We start from the raw sequence: 20,196 nt of genomic DNA, 5'->3' as shown, positions 1-20,196 counted from the left end.
GGGCCCGGCCGCGGTGCCCGCGCCGTACGCTCCGGCGCCGCCCGGAGCACCGGGGCCGCCGGCCGGGCCCTGGCCCGCTCCGGCCTGCGCACAGGCGGCCCAGGCCATTGGCTGGACACCCACCGCGGCTGGACCACCGGCATCGTCATCGCCGCAGGCGCGCTCGCCCTGGTGCTGTGGAATTACCCCACCCCGGCATCCGTGGCGCTCGTCCTGGGCATCGTGGTCCTCGTCCTGGTGCTTCTCGGCATTCTCGCCGGAGCGGCCGACAGACCGGGCCCAGCCTCCGAAGGCGCTGAGACAGGCACCGCGAGAGCCCGCGACCGTTGAGGCGTGCGCGTGGCGCCCGGGGGTGGCTGCTCGTCCGGCCGGCGATGCTCATTCGACCAATCCGCGACTGCCGGAATCTCACCCGCGCCGGGTGAAGCGGCCGGCCCCCGTATCGCCCACACTCGGACATCGCCGGGGGTGGCATGGATGGGAGAAGGCAATGGACAGTTCCGTGTACATGGCGTACGACTATCCGGTACTTGGCGCGTTCTGGACCATGATGTGGATCTTCCTATGGGTCCTGTGGTTCGTCCTGCTCTTCCGGATCATCGTTGACATCTTCCGCGACGACACGATGAGCGGCTGGGCCAAGACCGGGTGGCTCGTCCTTGTGATCGCTCTTCCCTTCCTCGGCGTCTTCGTATACGTCCTCGCCCGCGGCAAAGGCATGGGCAAGCGCGAGATGGAGCACGCCCGGGCCCAGCAGGAGGCACTCGACACCTACGTGCGTGAGACCGCCCGGGGTGCAGGACGAACCAGTGAGGTCGACGAACTGGCGAAACTCTCGGAGATCCGTGCCAGGGGCGACATCTCCGACGAGGAGTTCCGCCGGGCGAAGGAAAAGATTCTGCACTGACCGCGGCACAAGCGACGGCACTGCGGCGACCGGAGGCCGCCCAGCGGCAACCGAGCCGAACGGGTAACGGGCCGGGCTCTCGCACAGACGGCGAGGTGCGTACCCGGGACCTGTCAACAATCGGCACCCAGCGCCCGTCCTGCTCGAAATCAGTGCGGTCTACGGGTACTTCGATGTCTGCGCAGCCACCGCCGTGGCGCTCACGGCCCTCGGGTGGTGCGGGGGGGCAGCGGGAGACGGCGGCCCTGGCACTGATCGGACGGCCGCTGCCGTTCACCTCCGTCGCCCCACAGATCGCCGCCGGGCGCGGGTTCCGGTCCGCGTGTTGTCCGCCACCTCCCGGAGTACGACCGACAAGTTGACCGGCCTACGACCAGCGACACGCGCGTGTCGTGGAACGTTGGTCGTGGGACCACTGGTCCGGCAGCCGCTGAACTACGACGCCCTCCGGGCCATCCTGCGCCGGGTCAATGACACCTCGGGGCGGTGGCTACTGCCGATGTGCTCGCGCGGAAACGCTCCCACGAGAAGGCAGCGACATGACCGGTCAATCCCTGCTGAACTCCGACGGAAGGGCCCTTCCGCTTCCCCCCCGATCCCCTGAGCCCGGTGCCGGACGAGGTCGAACGCGGTCTGGCGGCGTACAGGGCGGGTGATGCCCCGGAAGCGGGGGCCCTGCTGGCCACGATCGCCGGCACGGGACGTACAACCGTGTCCGGGCATGCGGCCATGGCGCTGGCGTCATCGAACTCGGCGAGAACGGGCTCGGCGGCTCCTGCCGGAAATGGCTGGAGCAGGTGGCCGCAGGAGAGGACCCTTGGCTTGGCCCCTTGGCCGCCGTGATTCTTGCCCCGGACTTCCAGTCCTCTACGTCCTTGGACTCCAACCGAGTGCTTCTTCGGAGCCTCGCGGCCCAACTCACCGGCGACCCGGACACGGCCCGGAGCGGATTCGAGCACGCCGCCAACGTCCACAAAGGCACGGAGACCGGGGACCTCGCCGGCCTCCTCCTCGGCAACCTCCTGCTCCAGAGCGGCGACCAGGCCGCGGCTCTCAAGCCGCTGAGGTACGCACGGGAGATGTGCGACGGCCTGTTCGCGGGCTATGCGGGTTACCTCGAAGGGCACGTACTCATCGGGCAGGACGAAAAGAACCAGGCGGGCAAGGTGCTCCAGTACGCGCACAGCGAGTCCCACCCGGCCAGGGGCGGGAGTAAGGGGCTGCACCCCTGGGTCGCCGTCCGGTTCGGCGAGCTGCTGGCAGGCGACACGTTCGCCCTGGACCTCGTCTACGACCAGATGGAAAACAGCGGCGTGAGTGAGGGCGTGGTAGTGCGGGAGCCCTTCGAGTCCGCCCTCGACCTGAAGGAGGTCAGCCGTCCCGCGCTCGTCGACATCGGCTTCCATCTGTTCCCCTACACCGCGGAATTCGGGCCGGTGCACGCGGGACTGGAGCGCCTGAAGACCTGGAGCAACGAACGGTACGAGCGCGGCCGCAGGCTGGTACTCGCGCTCCACACCCATGTCGCGGACAGCCGCAACGAGCGATGCACACAAGGGTTGGCGGAGCTGCGGGAGAAGCTCAGCCTTCCCCAACCCCGCTGAGCGCGCCACGGACGGAAGGCGAGAAGCTCCTTCCCAACAGGGCTCGAAAGAGGCGCTTTACGTTGCCCCCGCCCCAGTCCGGGAAAACGGTCATGCCGGTTCTCCGAGATCTGTGCCGGGAGCCGCCCCCGGTTGACCGAACGCCTATACCGGGCAAGGGCACTTGCGCTCTCCGCGCTCCTGGCGGTCCTGGGAACGTGGGCCGGTGTCGCCGCCTCCTGCGCGATACCGAAGTTGCCGCCCAGCTTCGCCAACATGACCGCCGCCACCGTCGTTTACACGGCCACCATCTTCGTCTGCCGCCCCGCGGCCGGTACGCACCTTCGTCTGCGTACCACCGCCACTGGGATAGGACCGTTGCTGCGCAAGGGCGGTGAATGCCGAAGGCCGAGGAGGTGGTGAATGCCGACGGTCGAGTCGGCGCCGCATCGGCGGCGTTGGCGACCAGGAGCGCAGTAGCCGCGACCCCCGGTCCGCCGCTCCTCCGGCTCAGAACATGAGCGCGGCCCCGCCCTCAGGAGCGGGGCCGGGCGGGCCGGCTCAGGGGTGCCAGATCTCCTTGATGCTGTTCACGTTGCCCTCGGAGTCCAGCGTGATGTCGTAGATGTTCCCGGAGCAGCTGTACGGGGCCTTCACCGCGCTCGGGTTCGTCATGCAGTCACCGGCGTGCATCCACAGCTCGCCGACGGGGACCGACTTCGTGCTGCCGGACCCGGTGGCCAGGTCCGCCTTCACGTCCCTGGCGAAGAGGTAGTACTTGGCCTTGCCCTGACCGTGGTAGATCCAGCCGTTGGGCGTGCAGACCGGCTTGGCGTCCTTGGCGGACAGTGAGCCCTTCGACGGGGGCGCGGCGGGCTCGACCATCTTGTGCCCGGCCGGCAGCTTCGGCGGAGCCCCGCAGTCGCCGGGGCCACCGGCCTCGTCCGTGGAGCCCTCGCTCGGGGACGGCTTCTTCGACGGCTGAGCGGAGGCGCTGGAGCCGCCGGTGCTGTCGCCATAGGGGTCCTCCGGACCGCAGGCGGTGAGACCTCCGAGCGTGGCGACGAGCGCAAGCGCGCTGATGAGACGTTGAGTTGGCTTCATGCCGAAATCCCCCGTGAACTGAAAAATGACGTGATCATGTTCGATCGGGGAGAGTTCTACACCAGCGTGCTGCTCAAGGCTAATTGCGCCGCCAGAGGGTGCCGGGAGGGTCCGCCGCGCGGTCCACTGGACAGAGTCTGGATGTGAGGTCTGGTGGTTCGCTTCAGCTATGACGGCGGGGTGAGCAAGCCGAGTGTCATTGCCGGTTGGAGTGTCGCGTCGGTCCGTCGGCCATGTTGACGCGGGCTCGGCGGGCGTCGTAACTGCGGTGATCGTCGGGGTTTTCGAGGGCCTCGGGCAGGGGCAGCCAGGTGGAGTGCCCGAAGCGCCACCAGACCGGTCCGAGCGGGCATGCCCCTGGAGGCGGTCGCGAGGATGGTGGCCAGAACGGGCGAGCGACACTGTGGTCCCGCAGACCCTGTATGATCATGACGTAACTCCGGTGCACCACACGGAGTCACGCGTCTGTGGTCCAAGGAAAGACGCCCGCCAGCCGGTGGGAAATGCAGGTGCAAGGCCTGCCGGGCGCTCCACACAAGGGTCCCTGTCTCTGATGAGGCAGGGACCCTTCGCCATTCACCCCCACTTTTCGACGACCGGGCCAGAAGCAGCCTGCCGGTTGGAGTCGACGGGGCTTTACGGCAGGACACGAGGGCGTCCTGTCATCGGCGTAGATGTCGCAATCCACACCGAGTCAGAAGGCCCTCATCCTCTTGCAAGCATTTCTTGCAAGCACCACCCAAGGCGTGTCAGCCGACACCAACATCCCGGCACAACACGTCCAGGGGGTGATGACGTCCCCGTGGGCGGTGATGGTCAGGAACGGGAAGTACGCGTGCAGCGGCAGTGACCTGTGTCTGCGAGTGCTCATGGCCGGGCCCAACATTCTCAATGCGTGTCAGCTCCTTCACTACGCGTAAGTGAACCGTCCGAATAGCGGGCGTTCACCTCATACGCGCAACACGTCCCCTCACACTCTTGACGCTCACCGAACGTCTCAATCAATGAACAGGCACGACCATGAGTCGGACAATCACCCGGTCACCCCAGGGCTCCCCGCAGGCCGTGCAGAACGGCGAATCCGTGCTGTCGCATGGCCTCAAACAGCGCCATCTGTCGATGATCGCGCTCGGCGGGGTCATCGGCGCGGGGCTCTTCGTGGGCTCAGGGGCCGGCATCGCCGCGGCCGGGCCGGCCATCGTCCTCCTCTTCGTGGGCGCCGGGGCGCTGGTCATGCTGATCATGCGGATGCTCGGCGAGATGTCCGCGGCCCGGCCCTCCACCGGTGCATTCTCGGTGCATGCCGAGGAGGAACTCGGCTCCTGGGCAGGGGCCACCTCGGGCTGGATGTACTGGCTGATGCTCTGCGCCGGCGTGGCCGCCGAGGCCACTGCGGCGGGCACGATCATGCACACCTGGGTGTCGTTCATCCCGGCCTACGGCTGGGTGGCGATCTTCATGGCGTTCTTCTGCGCCAGCAATCTGACCGCGGTCAAGAACTTCGGCGAGTTCGAGTTCTGGTTCGCCGCAGTCAAGGTCACCGCGATCGTCGCCTTTCTGGTGCTGGGCCTGCTCGGCATTCTCGGGGTGTTCGGCAGCGCACCCGGCACGAGCCATCTCACCGGCCACGGCGGCTTCTTCCCGACCGGCGCCGCCGGACTTGCCGCCGGACTGCTGACCGCCATTTCCGCGTTCGCCGGGCTGGAGACCGTCACCATCGCGGCGGCGGAGTCCGACCATCCGAGCCGGAACGTGGCCCGTGCCGTCCGTACCGCCGTCTGGCGTATCGCCGTTTTCTACATCGGTTCCATGGCCGTGGTCGTCACCCTGGTGCCGTGGAACAACCCGAAGGTCGCCACGGACGGCCCGTATGTCACCGTGCTCGACAGGCTCGGTATCCCGGCAGCCGGCACGATCATGCAGATCGTGGTGCTGGTGGCACTGCTCTCCGCGATGAACGCCAACATCTACGGCTCGTCGCGCATGGCGTACTCCCTCGTCAACCGGGGCCAGGGCCCGCGTTTCCTGGGCAGGGTCACCAGGGGTGTGCCGGCGGCGGCGGTGCTGGCGTCCTGCGTGTTCGGCTTCGCAGCCGTGATCGCCGGGATCGTCTGGCCGACCACCGTGTTCGCCTGGCTGCTGAATATCGCCGGCTGCTCGGTGCTGGTCGTCTGGTCCATCGTCTGCCTCACCCAGCTGAAGATGCGCCGCCGCTTGGAGCGCGAGGCACCTGAGCTGCTGTCGGTACGGATGTGGGGCTTCCCCTACCTGACCTGGCTCGCGTTCGCCGCGATCCTCGGTGTCTTCGCCGTCATGGCCGCCAGCGCGGACGGCCGTCATCAGCTCGCCGGCACGGCTGTCGTGGTGGCAGCGCTGGCAGGCGCAGGCCATCTCAAGCAGCGCCGCGACCGGCGGGCCGCCGTCAGCGCCTAACGGTGTCGTCTCATCTGGTGAGGCGGCGGTGACAGATGAGGACTGCGGCCATGCCGACGAAGGCGAGGAAGTGTTCCGCCTTGCGTTCGTAGCGGCGGTGCAGGCGTCGGCAGCCGGCGAGCCAGGACACGGTCCGATCTACGACCCATCGGTGGCGGCCGAGCCGCTGTGAGGACTCGATGTCCTTGCGGGCGCGATGCGGTGGCGGATGCCGCGCTTCGAGGTCCCGGGGCCGACGGACGTGCAGACGCGGAGAACGACGCCCCGTCAGCCTGGTGGCTGGCGGGGCGTCGGGTTCGGTGATCTCAAGTCGAGAGGGCACTCACAGCGCCTGAGCGGGGCCTGATCAGAAGTCGTAAGGCTTGGCGGTGTTCCAGTTCGTGACGTCGGCGCTGGACCAGGTGAACTTCGACGGCACGCCCTTGCTGTCGAAGGCCTGCTGGTCGGTGCCCGGGCCGGTGTCGCCGGTCTGGTCGCGCAGGGCGAGGGAGAGGTCCGCCGACGTGTGGGTCTTCGCGCTGTCGGTGAAGAGGTTCACGGCGGAGTAGACCTTGCCGCCGGGCTTGACCGTGATCCGGGTGCTGCCGCCCGGGGCGTCCTTGGGCGAGTGGCGCAGGACGTTCGAGGTGTCCCCGAGGATCACGGACGGATACGAAGTGACCCAGCAGGGCTTGGAGTCGGCATTCCGTGCGGTGATCAGCAGGTGCTCGCCCTGCTGCTTCGGGAAGCGGTGCAGTACGGAGTAGGACATCTCGTCGCCGTTGCACGGACGGGTGCCGGTGGAGTCGACGACGGTGACCTTGCCGGAAGCGGAACCGGAACGCGAGCCGGAGCCGGACCCGGAGCCGGATCCGGAAGTGCCCTGCCCGGTGGACGCCTGGGACGACCTCGTCCCCGTCCCCTTGTCGCCGCCCGTTCCCGCCGTCTTGTCCGTGTTCTTCGAGCCCTCGGCCGTGCCGCCGCCCTGGCTCGCGTCGGCCTTCACACCGCTGCCGCTGTCCGAGCCGCCGCAGGCGGTCAGGGTCAGGGCCAGTGCGGCGGTGGCGGCGGCCAGGGCAGTGGTGCCGATACGGAATGTACGCATGCTGAGGTTCCCCCGTGCGGTCGTGCGGGACTCGTGGAGTCGATCCCGCTGTGGAGACCAGCCTGGCCGGACCCGTTGGCGTTCGGCTCACGCGCGGCTGATGTCCCGCTAACGCCACGGTCCGCGGCGTTGGCTCACGTCCCGGCCATGAGCCGTACCATCGCCGTGTCGTACCGTGCCTGGAGCCCCACATCCGCCGACACCCGCAGCAGCGCGCCCAGCGCCCGTACCGCACCGTCGTCGTAGCCGCACGACTCCGCCTCGCGCGCTGCTTCCTCAAGCCGCCGGACGCCCTCGGTCTCGGCACCCATCCCCAGCAACGCCTCCCCGGCCACCGTGAGCAACAGCACCCGGGACGCCGCCGATGTGTCCGAGGGGTCGTCGAGGGCATGCGCGGCGGTGGACGTCTCCAGGGCCGACTGCCATTCCCTGGCGGCGAGTTGATGTCGGGCGAGGTGGTAGAGGGCCAGCCGCTCGGTGTGCCGGTCGTTGGCGCCGCGAGCGAGCCGTGCCGCCTGTGCGCAGCCCTCGGCCGCCTCCTCCGGGCTGCCGAGCGCCGCTTGGGCGAGCGACAGATTGACCAGTGCGGTCGCTTCGCCGCGCGCATCGCCGGCCCGGGAGGCGAGCACGGGGGCGGCCTCCAGATGGACCAGCGCCTCATGGGTGCGGCCCTCTTCGGTCAGCACCCATCCGAGCAGGGCGAGGATCCGCGACTCCGCGCGGGTGTCGGCATCGGCCCGCGCCGCCTCAAGTGCTGTCTGCAGCAGGGGAGTCCAGCCGTCAAGGACCCGCCACACCATCTGCGGCCACATGGCCAGGACGATCCGCCAGGTCCTGCTGTGCAGTCCGGCGGTGTGTGCGGCGGCCGCCGCCAGCGTCAGATCGTCACGCTCGGCCGCGTACCAGGCCATGGCCTGGTCCCGGTCCGCGAACTCCCTTACCGCCTGCGGGGGATGGAAGTCCGCAGGCTGTGCGAAACACGACTCGTCGCCGGGCTCGGCCGCGCCGGCCGCGGCCAGGGCGGTGGCCACACTGTGGTCGAGCATCCGCACCAGGGTGTCGGGTCCCGTGTCCAGGCCGCGCGCGTACAGCCGTACGAGATCGTGCAGTGTCCAGCGGTCCGGCGCGGTCCGGGTGACGAGGTGTGCCGCGGTGAGCCGGTCCAGCGCGGCCTCGGCCGTGTCCGGGTCCGTGTCCGCCAGGGCCGCCGCCGTATACCGGTCGACGTGTGTGCCGGGGTGGCGGCCGAGATGCGCGAAGTGGTGCGCGGCGCCTTCGGGCAGCCGGCGTACGGTGAGCCTCAGCGCCGCCCGTACGCCCGTGTCCTCCACGTCCAGCAGACTCAAACGGCGTGACTCGTCGGACAGTTCGACGCTCATCGCGCTCAGGGACCAGTCCGGCTGATCCGCCAGCCTGGCGGCGGTCACCCGTAGCGCGAGGGGAAGCCCACCGCACAACTCGGCAAGCCGCCGAGCGGCCACCGCCTCCGCGAGTACCCGTTCCTTTCCGAGCACCGCGGCAAGCAGGGCCGTGCTGTCTTCCGGTTCGAGGACGTCCACGGGGACGGGACGGGCGGCATCGGAGGCGATCAGGCCGCGCAGCCGGTACCGGCTGGTGACCACGGTGACGCATCGGGCGCCGCCCGGCAGCAACTCTCTGACCTGCTCGGAGCCGCGCACATTGTCGAGTACGACAAGGAGCTGACGGTCGGCGGCAAGAGACCGGAACAGCGCGGACGCACCGCTGGCCGACTCCGGTATCCGGCGCGGTGGAACCCCCAGCGCCAGCAGGAACTCGCGCAGTACCTCGACGAGGGTCGGCTCTCCCGTATCGCTGAAACCGCGCAGGTCGGCGTAGAGCAGACCGCCGGGAAACCGGTCGCGGTTGCGGTGGGCCCAGTGCACCACGAGCGCCGTCTTACCCACTCCAGCCGGCCCGGTGACCAGGCAGACGGGTGCTTCACCGGCGGCGACCCTGGAGAGTGCGGTGAGTTCGGCTGCGCGCCCGTGGAAGCCGCGCGGCATGCGCGGGAGCAGGTCGACCGTGCCCGAGTGGAGGACACTTGATGGCACCTGCGCCGTGACGGGCACGGGTACGGGCACAGGCACAGGCGGCGGGACCGGAGCCGGGGCCTGCGCCGCATCGTCATCCTCCCCGCGCAGCACCACCGCGTAGGCGTCCGCCAGCTCCCGTCCCGGATCGACCCCCAGCTCGTCGGCGAGCAGCCGCCGGGTGCGGTGGAACCAGTCGAGCGCCTCCGAGCGGCGCCCCGCACGCTGAAGCGCCCTCACGAGCCCGGCGGACAGCGATTCGCGCAGCGGATGGACATCCGCCTCCGCGCGCAGCACGGCCGCAGCCCGGGCGTGCTCACCCATCCGCGTGTAGCCCGCGGCCAGCAACTCCACGCAGGTCAGCCGAAGCTCCTCCAGCGCGTGCGCGGCGGCCTGCAACGGCTGACTCGGATACGCGCCCGTCAGCGCGGGCCCCTGCCACAGAGACAGCGCCTCCTGATACATCGCCACGGCGTCGGCCGGCGCACGCTGACTGCGAGCCAGCGTCACCAGCTCTTCGAAGCGATGGGCGTCCAGCAAGGTCTCCGGCATCCGCAGGACGTACGCCGGGCCCTGAGTGACCAGTTCGACACCGAACATTTCGGCGTCCGCACCGGCGAGCAGGACCCTCAGACGCGACACATGTCCCTGGATGACGCTGCGGGCACGCTGCGGCGGTTCGTGATCCCACAGCGCGGCCGTCAGCTGGTCCACCGGCACCGGGTGGTTGGGCCTGAGCAGCAGAGCGGCGAGCAGGCTGCGCCGCTTGGCGGGGCCGAGTGGCAGTTCGCCGATCTCGGTGGCGACGGAGACCGCTCCGAGCAGCCGGAACTCCACTGATGCAACTCCTCCTGCGGGGAAAGATCCAGGTTACCGGAGGTGTGGGCGAGTGTGTCCGGTGCCCACGGGCCCACCGGTGGCGCCGTGGACACCGCCATCCAATTGCATACGGCTGTCTTCGCCGGAAGCCGGGCTGCCGCGCTCCCGATCGCCCCCGATCCCCACCGTCCCGCGGGCGTACCTCGCCGCAAGGGGACGCGGCAGGGAACGATGCTGACAACTTGCTGACTTCGGCAGCCTCAGCGGCATTCGGAAAGCCGATGGCGTCGCCACGATCCCCGCCGCCCGCATCTTCCGGAGATCACCTCGCCCCCGATGTGGACTGCAGGGGACTGTGAATCGGGCACGACGCGCGGGCGGCCTGGAGCCGGCTTCCGGATCGTTACCGGTTCAAGAACCAGGTCTCTCTCATGCGGAACGTGGCGCTGCTGGTGTGGCGGACGCGGAAGACGGACATCTGGAGGTCCGGGCGGCCCCACGGGTCGCACGGTCCGAGCGCGAGCCGGCCCAGGGCCTGCCAGTCGTTTTCGTCGGACGCCGCGTCCAGGTCGATCTCTGCCTCGGCGAGGGTCTCAGGGCTGATGCCGAGAGCACGCACGACGGCCTGAGGGTCGCCGGTGACGTCCAACGGTTCCACGCAGGGCCAGCCTTCGGCATGCAGCATCACACCGCCGGGGAGCTGGATGATGTCTTCGGTGTGGTCTTCTCCGCAGTCGACGTGGGCCGATCCGACGATCCGGGCGTCGGGGTAGCGCTCGCGGAGAGTGGTGGATGCCCCGAGCAGCGGCAAATCGCCCATGCTCTCGGCCAGGGCCGGGTCGGAGATGGAGATGAGGTTGCCCCAGCAGCCCACCTTGATGATGTCCAGGTCCGCCCGCGTCTCCAGAGCCAGATGGTGGCCTGCGGAGCCGGGGGGCAGCTCTTCGAGGATCTCGTCGACGGTGTCGAGGTTTTCGGCGAAATGGCGAGCCCGTACCGGGTCGTGGGGTGGCAGGTTCACGGTGCCCGTGGGGAAGGGGGGAAGGAGGAGGGTGAGGGTGTGGTCCTCGCTATGTCCCCGGACTTCTTGGTCGGGTGGGCAGGTCCAGAAAGTGGTGTCGGTCATAAGCGGCACCGTAGCGACGGGCACTGACAGTCCGGGCCGGCCGCAGGCTGGCGGGCGAGAACCCAAATCCACTTTCACAACAGGCCGGTAGCCGGATCGGAGCGGTGGTGGTGGTCCCGCCACCGCTCTCGGTGGCCGCACTGCGCACCTGGAAGAGAGGGGTGTGGTGCCTGCGGTGTGCCGTGCGGCCGTACGTCGGTCTCCCGTCACGGGCAGCGTCATTCCACGGCAGCGGGGAAGTCGCCGAGGGAGGCGGCGAGGAGGTCGAAGACGTGTGCCGCCTCCGGGGCCACGGTGGTCGCGATCCGGTCGTTGGGGTGCCCGGCGAGCGTGAGTTCCTGGATGCGCCGGAACAGCAGGCGGTGGGCGGCGGCGAGGAGAGCCGCGGCGGCTCGGGGGGCGATGGCCGGGGTTGCGGGGGGAGCGGCGTCGGCGAGTGCCACGGCGAGGGCTTCTTCTCGTTGGTCGTGGAGGTCGCGCAGGCGGGCGGTGAGGGTGGGGCTGTCGGCGATCATGCGGGCGAACTCGGGGCCGGCGAAGCCCGCGACGGGGTTGCGCTCCTCAAGGGCGGTGTTGAACTCCCGCCGCAGCGCGGTGAGCGCCGACTCACCGGCGGCCCGATCGGTGACCGCGCGGGCCAGGCTCGCGGTGAACTCCTCGTGGTGATCGAGGGCCAGGTCCTCCTTGCGCGGGAAGTAGTTGGTGACCGTCTTCTTGGCGACCCGGGCCGCGGTGGCGATCTCGGTGATGGTCGTCTGCTCGAAGCCCTGCTCCATGAAGAGCCGGGTGGCGTGGTCGGAGATCAGCTGCCTGGTCTCCTGCTTCTTGGACTCGCGGAGTCCCAACGTGTCGATACCCATGAGGGAATATTACACCCGTAGCAAAATTACCCTTGACGCACGCGGTGCGCTGCACGTAAAGTTACGTCCGTAGCAAAGTTCGCCTCAAGGGAAGAGTCGTATATGCGAAAGCTCAACACCACGGGGCTCAACACCACGGAGCTCGCCGCCGCCCAGGGCGCCGGTCCGGCCCCGACCGGCCAGCGCCCGATCCGCGACCTGCCCCGCACCGGCCGTCGCAAGGCACCCATCCGCACTCAGTACCACGCGCCGCGCCGCACCTACTGACAACCGATCAGCCCGCCACACACCTGCCGAGGAGCCGCCGTGAACGTCTCTGTCTCCACCCTTTCTCTGACCGTCGCCGACGTGGACGCCTCCCGCGACTTCCTCACCACCCACCTCGGCTACCAGGTGGCCATGGCCGACGACGGCTTCGCCTCCCTGACCCGTGACGACGCCGCCGTCGACATCGTTCTGCTCCGCCGGGGCATCGAGATCCTCCCGGACGAGCAACGCGACCAGCAGGCGGCCGGCCTGATCCTGGCGCTGACGGTCACCGACCTCGAAGCGGAAGAAGCGCGTCTGCGTGGCGAAGGTGCCCCCATCACCATGCCCCTGCGTGAAGAGCCCTGGGGCGAGCGTCTCTTCCAGATGACCGACCCCAACGGAGTCGTCATCCAGCTCGTCGAATGGACCACCCCCACCCGCTCCACGGAAGACGAGGACGCCCCGTGCACGTGATCACCCCTTCGCCCGAGAACGTCACCGCCTCCCCCAACGCGACCATGACCGCCCTCGCCACCCCCAGCCGGGGAAGCGCCGAACTCAGCACCTGGACGGTCGCGATGGAAGCCGGCTCCACCGGCCCCGAACACGCCATCAGCCGCGAACAGGTATGGACGGTCACCGCCGGCACCCTGGAAATCACCTGCGCCGGCCGCACCGAGAAGATCTCGGCCGGCCGGACCGTGATCCTCCCGCCGGACCTGGTCCGCCAGGCCCACGCCCCCCAGGCGGCCCAGGCACACGTCGCGATGCGTTGCGACGGCCTCGCCTCGGTCCCCGGCGCCGAGGGCACCCGCGTTCTGCCCTGGGCGCGGTAACGGCGGGCTGCCGCCCGCGGCCCCGGCCGGGCATCCTGCGTGAAACGGCACGACAGGGAGGGCCGGGGGTCGAATCGGCGCGTCGTGCGCGCCCCACGACGGGTAGCCGAGTGCAGTCAAGATGCGCGCTGCGCGGCGCGGACCCGCGGCTACCGAACGCCGAAAGGATCCGCAAGGTGTCCTGAGCAGCTACGAATCGGGACGTACACGGACGAGTCAATCGACTGGCCCGGCCGAGCAGATGCACTCCGCCCGGCCGGGCCCACGGGCAATAACTGACGCACGGGCCGGAAGGGCCCACCGCCTCAGGCCGCGACAGGCGCCCTCCGCGCCAGCGCCGGCCCGGACGGCTCGCAGGATGCTCTCCCGCGTGCCGTCCGCCGACCACCGGCGATGCCCGCCCCGCCCCGCTTCGCCCCATACCGGCCGGAACGATGCGTCAGCGCAGGTCGTACCCCGCACCCCGCACCTCCGCCGACACGACCTGATGACTCTCACAAGACCTTGTCCACATCGCCCCAACCCCCCGTTCCAACCCCCCCGTTTGAGGCGCAGGTTTCAGAGGCAGTGCTCGTGCTGCCGGATCGGCTTCACGGTCTTGCTCAACTCCACGAGGAGCACGTCGATCCCGGAGCCCTGGCCAGAGATGGTGGCCTCTACCGCTGGGTGGCGCCCGTACGTGATGAGCAGCTTCCGTCCGTCCTGCGACTTGGCTTCCCGCAGCACCCAGTCCACGTCGTCGACATTGACACACGCATCAGTCGTCGGGCGGGGCGGAGTCAGCCCACAGCGGAGCACCACCGCCCCACCACCCCAAGCAGCAACCCCCGGCAGATCGGTGTGATCCCGCTCCTGCCCGTTGAGGCGGTCCGGGTAGTCCTTCGCGATCCGCGTGCACTCCGGCGCACCGCCCTTCGCCGCGGGCTCGACGCCGAACGTGGGCGAGTTCACCTCACGTATCACCATCGCGCCGGCGACCACGATCCCGGCGGCGGCCACACCCACCGCGACACGCGACCGACGAGAAAGCCGAACCATCCCGAACCCCCATGCTCTGTACGGACCGGCACGCTTCACTGCCGGTCGGCACAGACGCTACGCCCACCCCTCAACTGCCCAGCGCACACCTCCCCTTCGGGCACTGCCGACACGAAATCCCGCCGCCTGGTGCTGTGACCACACAGCTTCGCTGGGTTGGCCGTCTCAACTGGTGCAGGCCGACGAGGCTGTCGTGCACGGTGTGGTCCACCTGCGCGGTCACGGCTCGTGAGACCGGATTTTGCGTGCCTGAAGGCTGCGGCACGGTGTCGCGGCGATCTCCAACTCGCCTACACCTCCCGTCGTTCCCGTAGGCCAGCCGGCCCGGAAAGCGCAGCCGACGCTCAGCCTTCCCAGCGGCGGACCAGATCAGCGACCAGGGCGAGGAGTGGTCGCAGATGAACGGGTTACGCGCCGCGCACACCGGAATCGGGCCCGTCCCGCAGCCGGGCCCAAGCGGTACAACGGCCGTGCCGGGTACCGAAATCCGGCCTCGGGTACAACCGTCACTCCACTCAAGTGGTCTTCCCCGTACCGCGGATGCCGAGGAAAGCACCGCGACAGGCCTACGCGGGCCGCCCGGCGGGCCGCACATGATCGGAGACCCCACACATCCATGCGCCAGAATCTTCGCCTCGCCCTCGCCACGACCACCGTCGCTTCGCTCACCTGCGGGCTGCTCTGCCTCCCGGTGGGCGCGGCGACGGCTGCCCCCCCCGCCGCCTCCGCGGACGACTTCAACGGTGACGGATACCGCGATTACGCGTCCGCTTCCCGGTCCACCGACGGCGGCGCCGTGCACGTCGTCTTCGGCACCGCGCACGGCCCCGGCACTGCCTCCCAGACCATCGACCAGGACAGCCCCGGTGTCCCGGGCGCCGACGAACCGGACGACATTTTCGGCGAGATGCGCGCCGCCGGGGACTTCAACCGCGACGGCTACGGGGACCTCGCGGTCTCCGCGCGCGGCGAGGACGTGAACGGACGCGAGGACCAGGGCGCCGTCACCATCCTGTGGGGGTCCAAGAAGGGCCTGTCCGGCGGCACGTCCCTGCCTGGCAAGGCGACCCCGCAGCCGTACGGCTACTTCGGTGACGACCTGGCCGCCGGGGACTTCAACGGCGACGGCAGGCCCGAACTCGCCGTGATCAACGCCGGGGAGACGTACGTCTACCAGGGCACGTTCTCCCGTACGGGAATATCCGGCCCGGTCGCACACCCCGACCGGAGCAACCACCGCGCCGCGCATCTGATCGCGGGCCAGGTCACCAAGGACAGGGCAACCGACCTGGTAATCCTCGGCGTTGCGGCTTTCCCTGAGTCGCGCACCGAGGCCAATGCGTGGTTCCTCAAGGGCGGCGCGAACTTCACGTCCGGCACGGCGCTGAGCGTCAACTCGCACGACTCCCACGTCGGAGACGGCCTGATCGCCGATTTCGACAAGGACGGCTATGGCGACATCGCCATCGGAAACCCCGACGACGCGAAGCGCAGAGGCGCCGTGACCGTCTGGCGTGGCGGCGCCCAGGGCCCCACGACTGCCACCCGCATCACCCAGGCCACCGCCGGGATCGCCGGTACCCCCGAGCCGGAGGACTCGTTCGGCGCCTCGATCTCCGCGGGCGACATCAATCACGACGGCTACGCGGACCTCGCGATCGGCGCGTACGGGGAGAAGCTCGGCGACAAGGAGTACGCGGGCGCCGTCCACGTTCTCCGCGGCCGCGCCGGCGGGCTCTCCGGAAGCGGATCCCAGTTCTTCACCCGTTCCAGCCCGGGCGTCCCCGGATCTCCTGACACCGACGACTCGTTCGGCGCGACGGTTCGCCTGCGCGACACCGACGGCGACGGCTTCGCCGACCTGTTTGTCGCCGGTACGGGCGGATCGCTCCGCCTGCCCGGCAGCGCGTCGGGCCTCACGACCACCGGGGTCACCTCCGTCGACGCCGATCTGGTAGACGGTTTCCTCCAGTAGGTTCCCGGCGGGGCGGTGCCTGAGCAGCACAGCGGTGGAGGGGCTGGGCTCCTCTGCCGCGAAGACCCGCCGGGCACGCCCACGGGGCGCTGCCGGTCCCGCGCCGGGAGTACTGGCGGCACAGGGCGGGGCGGCCAGCGGCCGGTCAGGTCGGTGGGGTGAGCACTGTTGACGGTGGTCCCGGCCATGTGAGGTCGATGTCGAACCTTGATCACTGGGCTTACTTGGTGCTGGTTCTTCTCGGCTTCCGGCGACTCCGCCGCAAGGTCAATGTCCGGTCGTAGTCACCGAAGACTGACTGACATGCGGAAGCTTGCCGAAAGGCGCATGCGAGTCCTGGACGACCGTCCATAAACGGATCGCCGAGGCACGGCCGTGCTCCAGTCGAGTGCTTGCACCGTTCGAATTCCGTTAGGGAAGCGGTCTCGTTGTCCGTATGGCATCGCTTCGCCCGACACGGTGGAGTCGGTCGGGGGTGCGCGGAGAATCAAGGAGGTCCGGGATGTGCGGAGCGATGATGTCGGTGGTGGTGTCGTGAGCGTGGAGCGCGTCGTGGGGTTGCTGGTGGCGGCGGCGCTGGTCGGGCTTCTTGTGGTCGTGGTCAAGTTCCCGGACAGGTTCTGAGGTCGTTCTTGGGCCCGGCCAGCCCCGTAGTCCGATCGTCGCGTCTGTCGGCGCTTGACCGGCCGCCCTGCTCGGGGACGGGGCGGCGCTCAGAAGGTCACTCGACTTGCGCGAGGCAACAGGGCGTTACGCGTCTCACTCCTCGCCGAGTCCGGCGTCTTCGAGGTCCAGTCTGCGTTGCAGTCGGCGTCGGGTGATGTCGCTGATGTGGTTGTCCGCGTAGAGGCGTTGGAGTTTTGCGGTTTCGGCGGCTATCACGGTGCGGCGTAATTCCCGGTAGTCGGTGGCGGAGGCCGAGGAGGACGGGGCGGTGTCGTCGTCCTGGTCGGCGTCGGCCTGGTCGAGGCGGGCCAGCAGGCCGCGGCGTAGCTGGTTGATGAGGGTGGCGGGCGCGGCTTCGGCGGCTTCGAGTTCGTCAAGGCAGTCCAGCCCGGCCTTGGCGAGGCCGGCGCGGGCGCGGGCTTCTTCGCGGGCGGTGTGCTCCGGTTCCAGTGCGATCTTGGACCAGCGGACGACCGGGGCCAGGGTGAAGCCCTGCAGAACGAGGGTGAAGACGACGACGCCGGTGGTGAGGACGAGGATCAGTGGGCGGTGCGGCAGTGGGCTGCCGTTGTCGGCGGTCAGGGGGATGGACAGGGCGGCGGCCAGCGGCATCACGCCCCGGGTGCCGGCCCAGGAGACCACCGCGGGGATGCGCCAGGTGACCGTGCCGTTGCCGCGGCGGCGCTGCATGACGGCGGAGAGGGGGAGGACCCCGAGGAGCCGTACGGCGATCACGGTGGCGGCCACCGCGAGCACACCGAGCGGCCAGCTGTGTTCGTCCGCGGTCAACTGGCGTACGAGCGCGGGCAGTTCGAGGCCGATGAGGGCGAAGACGACGCTCTCCAGGAGGAAGACCACGGTGCCGTAGACGGCGTGCACCTGGAGCCGGATGGTGGCGTTGGTGAGCTTGTGGCCGGTGCTGCCGAGCACCACCCCCGCGACCACGACCGCGGTGACGCCGGAGGTGTGCAGGTCCTCGGCGAGTATGTAGGCGGCGTACGGTGTGACCAGGGCGATCACCGTTTCCAGGACCGGGTCCTCGGTCCGCCGCCGGATCAGGGCCACCGCACCCGCGACGGCACCACCGACCAGCGCCCCGCCACCGCCGAGCACCAGGAACTGGCCGCCGGCCGCGGGCAGGGTGACCGCATGTGCGGCTATGGCGGTGCCCACCGCGACTTTGAAGAGCACCAGGCTGGTGGCGTCGTTGAAGAGGCTTTCGGACTGGACGAGCACCTGAATGCGGGGCGGCAGCGCGATCTTGCGTCCGAGGGCTGTCACCGCGACCGGGTCGGTGCTGGCCAGCACCGCGCCCAGGACGAACGCCATGGTGGTGTTGAGCGGGGTGACCGCGGACGCCACGGCGCCCACGGCTGCTGCGGTGGCCAGCACCAGGCCGAACGCGAGGACGGTCACCGGCCGCCACACCACGCGCAGTTCGCGCCACGGGATCTCCTCGGCGGACGCGTACAGCAGCGGTGGCAGCACGACCACACTGATCACTTCGGGAGCCACCTGGACGTCCGGAATCCAGGGCAGCAGCCCGATGAGTACGCCGCCGACGACGAGCAGCGAGGGGGCGGGAATGCGCCAGTGGCGGGCGCCCGTGGCCACCAAAGTGGCGAACACGACGAGAAGGAGGAGGGCAGTAAGGTCGGTCACGTACTCGTCTCTCGATGGCTTCGGCTATAGCTGAACCGCCGCCGACCAGACTTCCCGGCACTCCGCAAGGAAACCTACCGGGTGTTGTCGGGTTACTGCCAGAGTCCTTACGTGCCCGACGTGCGCAGCCTCAGGTGGCACGGGTGCTCCTCGCTCTCGCGGAGGAAGGTGAGCCGTATGCGGATCTCATGTGCCCCAGCCGCCAGGGCGGGCTGTGCGGAGATGCTGCCGTTGGTGTGCGTGCCGTCGTCGGCGGCTCCGTAGGCGCCGCCCCGGTCGAAGTACTCGTTGCCGATATCGTCCATGGCCTCAAGGGTCAGGAGTACGGGGGTGTCGTGTGCTGCGTCCGGCAAGGGTGGGGCGATGGTGTAGTGGAGGGTGAAGGAGTCGTCGCGGTGTTTCAGTTTGTGGACGGACAGCTCGTGGGAGCCGTTGAGGATCTTCACCGAGGCGAGGGGGGTGCGGTGCGGCTTCATGATGGCTCCTCGTTTTCGGGTGGTGTTCAGGCGATGAGCCCGGCAACGCGGCGCGCAGGTTGTCCGGTGACGTAGTGGACGTACTCGTGCTCCAGGCGGAAGCCGGCGGTCCAGGCGAGGAGCCGGCTGGGGCGGTTGTCGCGGGAGCAGGTCCAGGTCGGGGTGTGGCCGCGGGCGGCGATGTCCTGGCACAGGGCGGTGACGCAGGCCAGGCCAGGGCGAGGCGCTGGCGGCGGTGATCGGGAACGGTCACGCAGGCGACGTCCTCGTATCTGCTGCCACGGAAGTACGTACAGGCTACGGCGAGAACGCGCGCCTTCTCGAAGGCTGCCCAGCCGTGTCCGGACGCGGCAAGACCTGACGGGCCGCCCCAACTGGCGTGAATCCAGGCCGCTTCAGTGTCCAGCGCGGCGAGCGCCGGAGCGTCCTCGGGTGTCAGCCGACGCACCGTCACACCGCGGGGCGGGCGTGGAGGCGACACGGCGGGGACGCGGCGGACGTACGCCATGCGCTCCCAGGGCACGAGCAGATCGAAGGCGCTGCCGAGCAGGGGCAGGAAGCGGGCAGGGGCCTGCACGTAGTGCGCGGCGAAAGCGGCGAGCGCGGTCGGAGCCAGCGCAGTTGGTTCGCCGCGGAGCAGTAGGTGATCGGCGCAGGCCACGGCTATGGCACGAGGGTCGATGGCGCGGTCGGCCCACCAGCGACCGGCTCCCGAGACCAGGGCATGTTCGGCCAGCGCTGTTGCCGCTGGGGGAGCGGCCGCGAACCAGCGGGAGAGGGCGGGGAGTTGGTCGGGGGACAGTTCGATCACGGAGGCTCCTTGTGGCGGTCACGGGGTAGCCCGGGTAGGGCCACCCCGGCGCGTGCTGATTCAGCTCTGTCCGGCCTTGCTGCCGTGGTTGGCCTTTCTCTTGCAGCGGGCCTTCTTCTTGCGGGCGCGCTTGGACACGGGCGTACGGGCCTTTCGGTCTCGGGAGGTTGCTTGTCCTGCTTCAGGCGATGGGGTTCTTCAGGCGTGGTGGCCGACCAGCTGGTCGGCGAGTTTGGTGAGGCGCTTGACGGTGCGGTCCTCGGTGGCGGCCTGTGCGTCCTCGGCGGTGCGGCCGTGCACGAGGACCGTGGCGCCGCGCTCGGCGAGCTGGCGGGCGGTCTCGAAGCCGATGCCGGAGGTGGCGCCGGTGACCAGGACGGTACGGGAGGAAAGGTCGAAGACGGACATGATCCATTCCGGGAAGAGCGACAAAGGGATGGGGGATGGGCACACCAAGCGGGCCCGTCGAGGGCTGAGGCGTGCGGGTACAAGAAAGAGGGCGCCGCGATCAGGTCG

General features: G+C 69.5%; 17 protein-coding genes and 3 pseudogenes. 9 read left to right on the top strand and 11 right to left on the bottom strand.

Annotated elements, in window-relative coordinates; genetic code table 11:
* The 3 genes and pseudogenes from DY245_RS32695 to DY245_RS32685 form a co-directional block, all read left to right on the top strand.
* A pseudogene (locus DY245_RS32695) lies at positions 1-330 on the top strand (hypothetical protein); the annotation flags it as partial.
* A 160-nt stretch (positions 331-490) separates the two neighbouring features.
* Positions 491-907 (top strand): SHOCT domain-containing protein, encoded by a 417-nt coding sequence (locus tag DY245_RS32690; protein ID WP_128510801.1) that lies wholly within the window; start codon positions 491-493, stop codon positions 905-907.
* 890 nt (positions 908-1,797) lie between these two features.
* A complete protein-coding gene (locus DY245_RS32685) occupies positions 1,798-2,511 on the top strand; it encodes a hypothetical protein (RefSeq protein ID WP_128510800.1) in 714 nt (237 codons plus the stop codon).
* A 540-nt stretch (positions 2,512-3,051) separates the two neighbouring features.
* On the opposite strand, the gene DY245_RS32680 is transcribed toward DY245_RS32685, so the two are convergent.
* Positions 3,052-3,594, bottom strand: a complete 543-nt coding sequence (locus DY245_RS32680) for a hypothetical protein (protein ID WP_128510799.1) — start codon at positions 3,592-3,594, stop codon at positions 3,052-3,054.
* A 1,020-nt stretch (positions 3,595-4,614) separates the two neighbouring features.
* Here DY245_RS32680 and DY245_RS32675 point away from each other — a divergent pair.
* Positions 4,615-6,027, top strand: a complete 1,413-nt coding sequence (locus DY245_RS32675) for an amino acid permease (RefSeq protein WP_128510798.1) — start codon at positions 4,615-4,617, stop codon at positions 6,025-6,027.
* 10 nt (positions 6,028-6,037) lie between these two features.
* Here the strand turns inward: DY245_RS32675 and DY245_RS32670 are convergent.
* The 5 genes and pseudogenes from DY245_RS32670 to DY245_RS32650 form a co-directional block, all read right to left on the bottom strand.
* Positions 6,038-6,249 (bottom strand): annotated as a pseudogene (locus DY245_RS32670) (IS5/IS1182 family transposase); the annotation flags it as partial.
* Positions 6,250-6,373: 124 nt separating this feature from the next.
* The gene (locus tag DY245_RS32665) at positions 6,374-7,111 is read right to left on the bottom strand and encodes a DUF4232 domain-containing protein (RefSeq protein WP_128510797.1); all 738 of its coding nucleotides are present in this window, start codon (positions 7,109-7,111) and stop codon (positions 6,374-6,376) included.
* Positions 7,112-7,245: 134 nt separating this feature from the next.
* Positions 7,246-9,999, bottom strand: a complete 2,754-nt coding sequence (locus DY245_RS32660; protein ID WP_128510796.1) for an AfsR/SARP family transcriptional regulator — start codon at positions 9,997-9,999, stop codon at positions 7,246-7,248.
* Between the two features lie 385 nt (positions 10,000-10,384).
* On the bottom strand, positions 10,385-11,107 hold the full coding sequence (locus DY245_RS32655; protein ID WP_128510795.1) for a DUF6333 family protein: 723 nt from the start codon (positions 11,105-11,107) through the stop codon (positions 10,385-10,387).
* A gap of 218 nt (positions 11,108-11,325) precedes the next feature.
* Positions 11,326-11,967, bottom strand: coding sequence for a TetR/AcrR family transcriptional regulator (locus tag DY245_RS32650; protein WP_181923981.1), 642 nt, complete (start codon positions 11,965-11,967; stop codon positions 11,326-11,328).
* A gap of 102 nt (positions 11,968-12,069) precedes the next feature.
* Here DY245_RS32650 and DY245_RS44870 point away from each other — a divergent pair, with 102 nt between their 5' ends.
* Genes DY245_RS44870 through DY245_RS32640 form a run of 3 tightly spaced genes read left to right on the top strand, consistent with a single transcriptional unit; the run spans position 12,070 to position 13,052 of the window.
* Positions 12,070-12,234, top strand: coding sequence for a hypothetical protein (locus DY245_RS44870; RefSeq protein ID WP_181923980.1), 165 nt, complete (start codon positions 12,070-12,072; stop codon positions 12,232-12,234).
* A gap of 39 nt (positions 12,235-12,273) precedes the next feature.
* Positions 12,274-12,690 carry a VOC family protein gene (locus DY245_RS32645; protein ID WP_128510794.1) on the top strand — a complete coding sequence of 139 codons (417 nt, stop codon included), beginning with the start codon at positions 12,274-12,276 and terminating at the stop codon, positions 12,688-12,690.
* Complete coding sequence (locus DY245_RS32640) at positions 12,687-13,052, top strand: cupin domain-containing protein (protein WP_244943412.1); 366 nt, start codon at positions 12,687-12,689, stop codon at positions 13,050-13,052. Before DY245_RS32645 ends, DY245_RS32640 begins: the two co-directional genes overlap by 4 nt.
* Before the next feature lie 558 nt (positions 13,053-13,610).
* Here the strand turns inward: DY245_RS32640 and DY245_RS32630 are convergent.
* Positions 13,611-14,057 (bottom strand): DUF3515 family protein, encoded by a 447-nt coding sequence (locus tag DY245_RS32630; RefSeq protein WP_181923979.1) that lies wholly within the window; start codon positions 14,055-14,057, stop codon positions 13,611-13,613.
* A gap of 649 nt (positions 14,058-14,706) precedes the next feature.
* Here DY245_RS32630 and DY245_RS32625 point away from each other — a divergent pair.
* Both DY245_RS32625 and DY245_RS32620 read left to right on the top strand, forming a co-directional pair.
* Entirely contained in the window at positions 14,707-16,065 is a 1,359-nt protein-coding gene (locus DY245_RS32625) for an FG-GAP-like repeat-containing protein (RefSeq protein WP_128510790.1), read from the top strand.
* A 504-nt stretch (positions 16,066-16,569) separates the two neighbouring features.
* Positions 16,570-16,689 (top strand): K(+)-transporting ATPase subunit F, encoded by a 120-nt coding sequence (locus DY245_RS32620; protein WP_220377977.1) that lies wholly within the window; start codon positions 16,570-16,572, stop codon positions 16,687-16,689.
* Between the two features lie 135 nt (positions 16,690-16,824).
* On the opposite strand, the gene DY245_RS32615 is transcribed toward DY245_RS32620, so the two are convergent.
* From DY245_RS32615 to DY245_RS32600, 4 genes and pseudogenes are all read right to left on the bottom strand, one after another.
* On the bottom strand, positions 16,825-18,393 hold the full coding sequence (locus DY245_RS32615) for a Na+/H+ antiporter (RefSeq protein ID WP_128510789.1): 1,569 nt from the start codon (positions 18,391-18,393) through the stop codon (positions 16,825-16,827).
* Positions 18,394-18,500: 107 nt separating this feature from the next.
* Positions 18,501-18,869: a hypothetical protein gene (locus tag DY245_RS32610; protein ID WP_128510788.1), complete on the bottom strand. Its 369-nt coding sequence runs from the start codon at positions 18,867-18,869 to the stop codon at positions 18,501-18,503.
* A gap of 871 nt (positions 18,870-19,740) precedes the next feature.
* Complete coding sequence (locus DY245_RS48660) at positions 19,741-19,818, bottom strand: hypothetical protein (protein ID WP_483409830.1); 78 nt, start codon at positions 19,816-19,818, stop codon at positions 19,741-19,743.
* Between the two features lie 120 nt (positions 19,819-19,938).
* Positions 19,939-20,088: pseudogene (locus DY245_RS32600) on the bottom strand (SDR family NAD(P)-dependent oxidoreductase); the annotation flags it as partial.
* Positions 20,089-20,196 lie beyond the last annotated feature (108 nt).

This window comes from Streptomyces inhibens, assembly GCF_003389455.1.
GTDB lineage: Bacteria > Actinomycetota > Actinomycetes > Streptomycetales > Streptomycetaceae > Streptomyces > Streptomyces inhibens.
The sequence above is the reverse complement of the archived record's forward strand: the minus strand, read 5'-3'. Positions and strand labels throughout refer to the sequence as shown.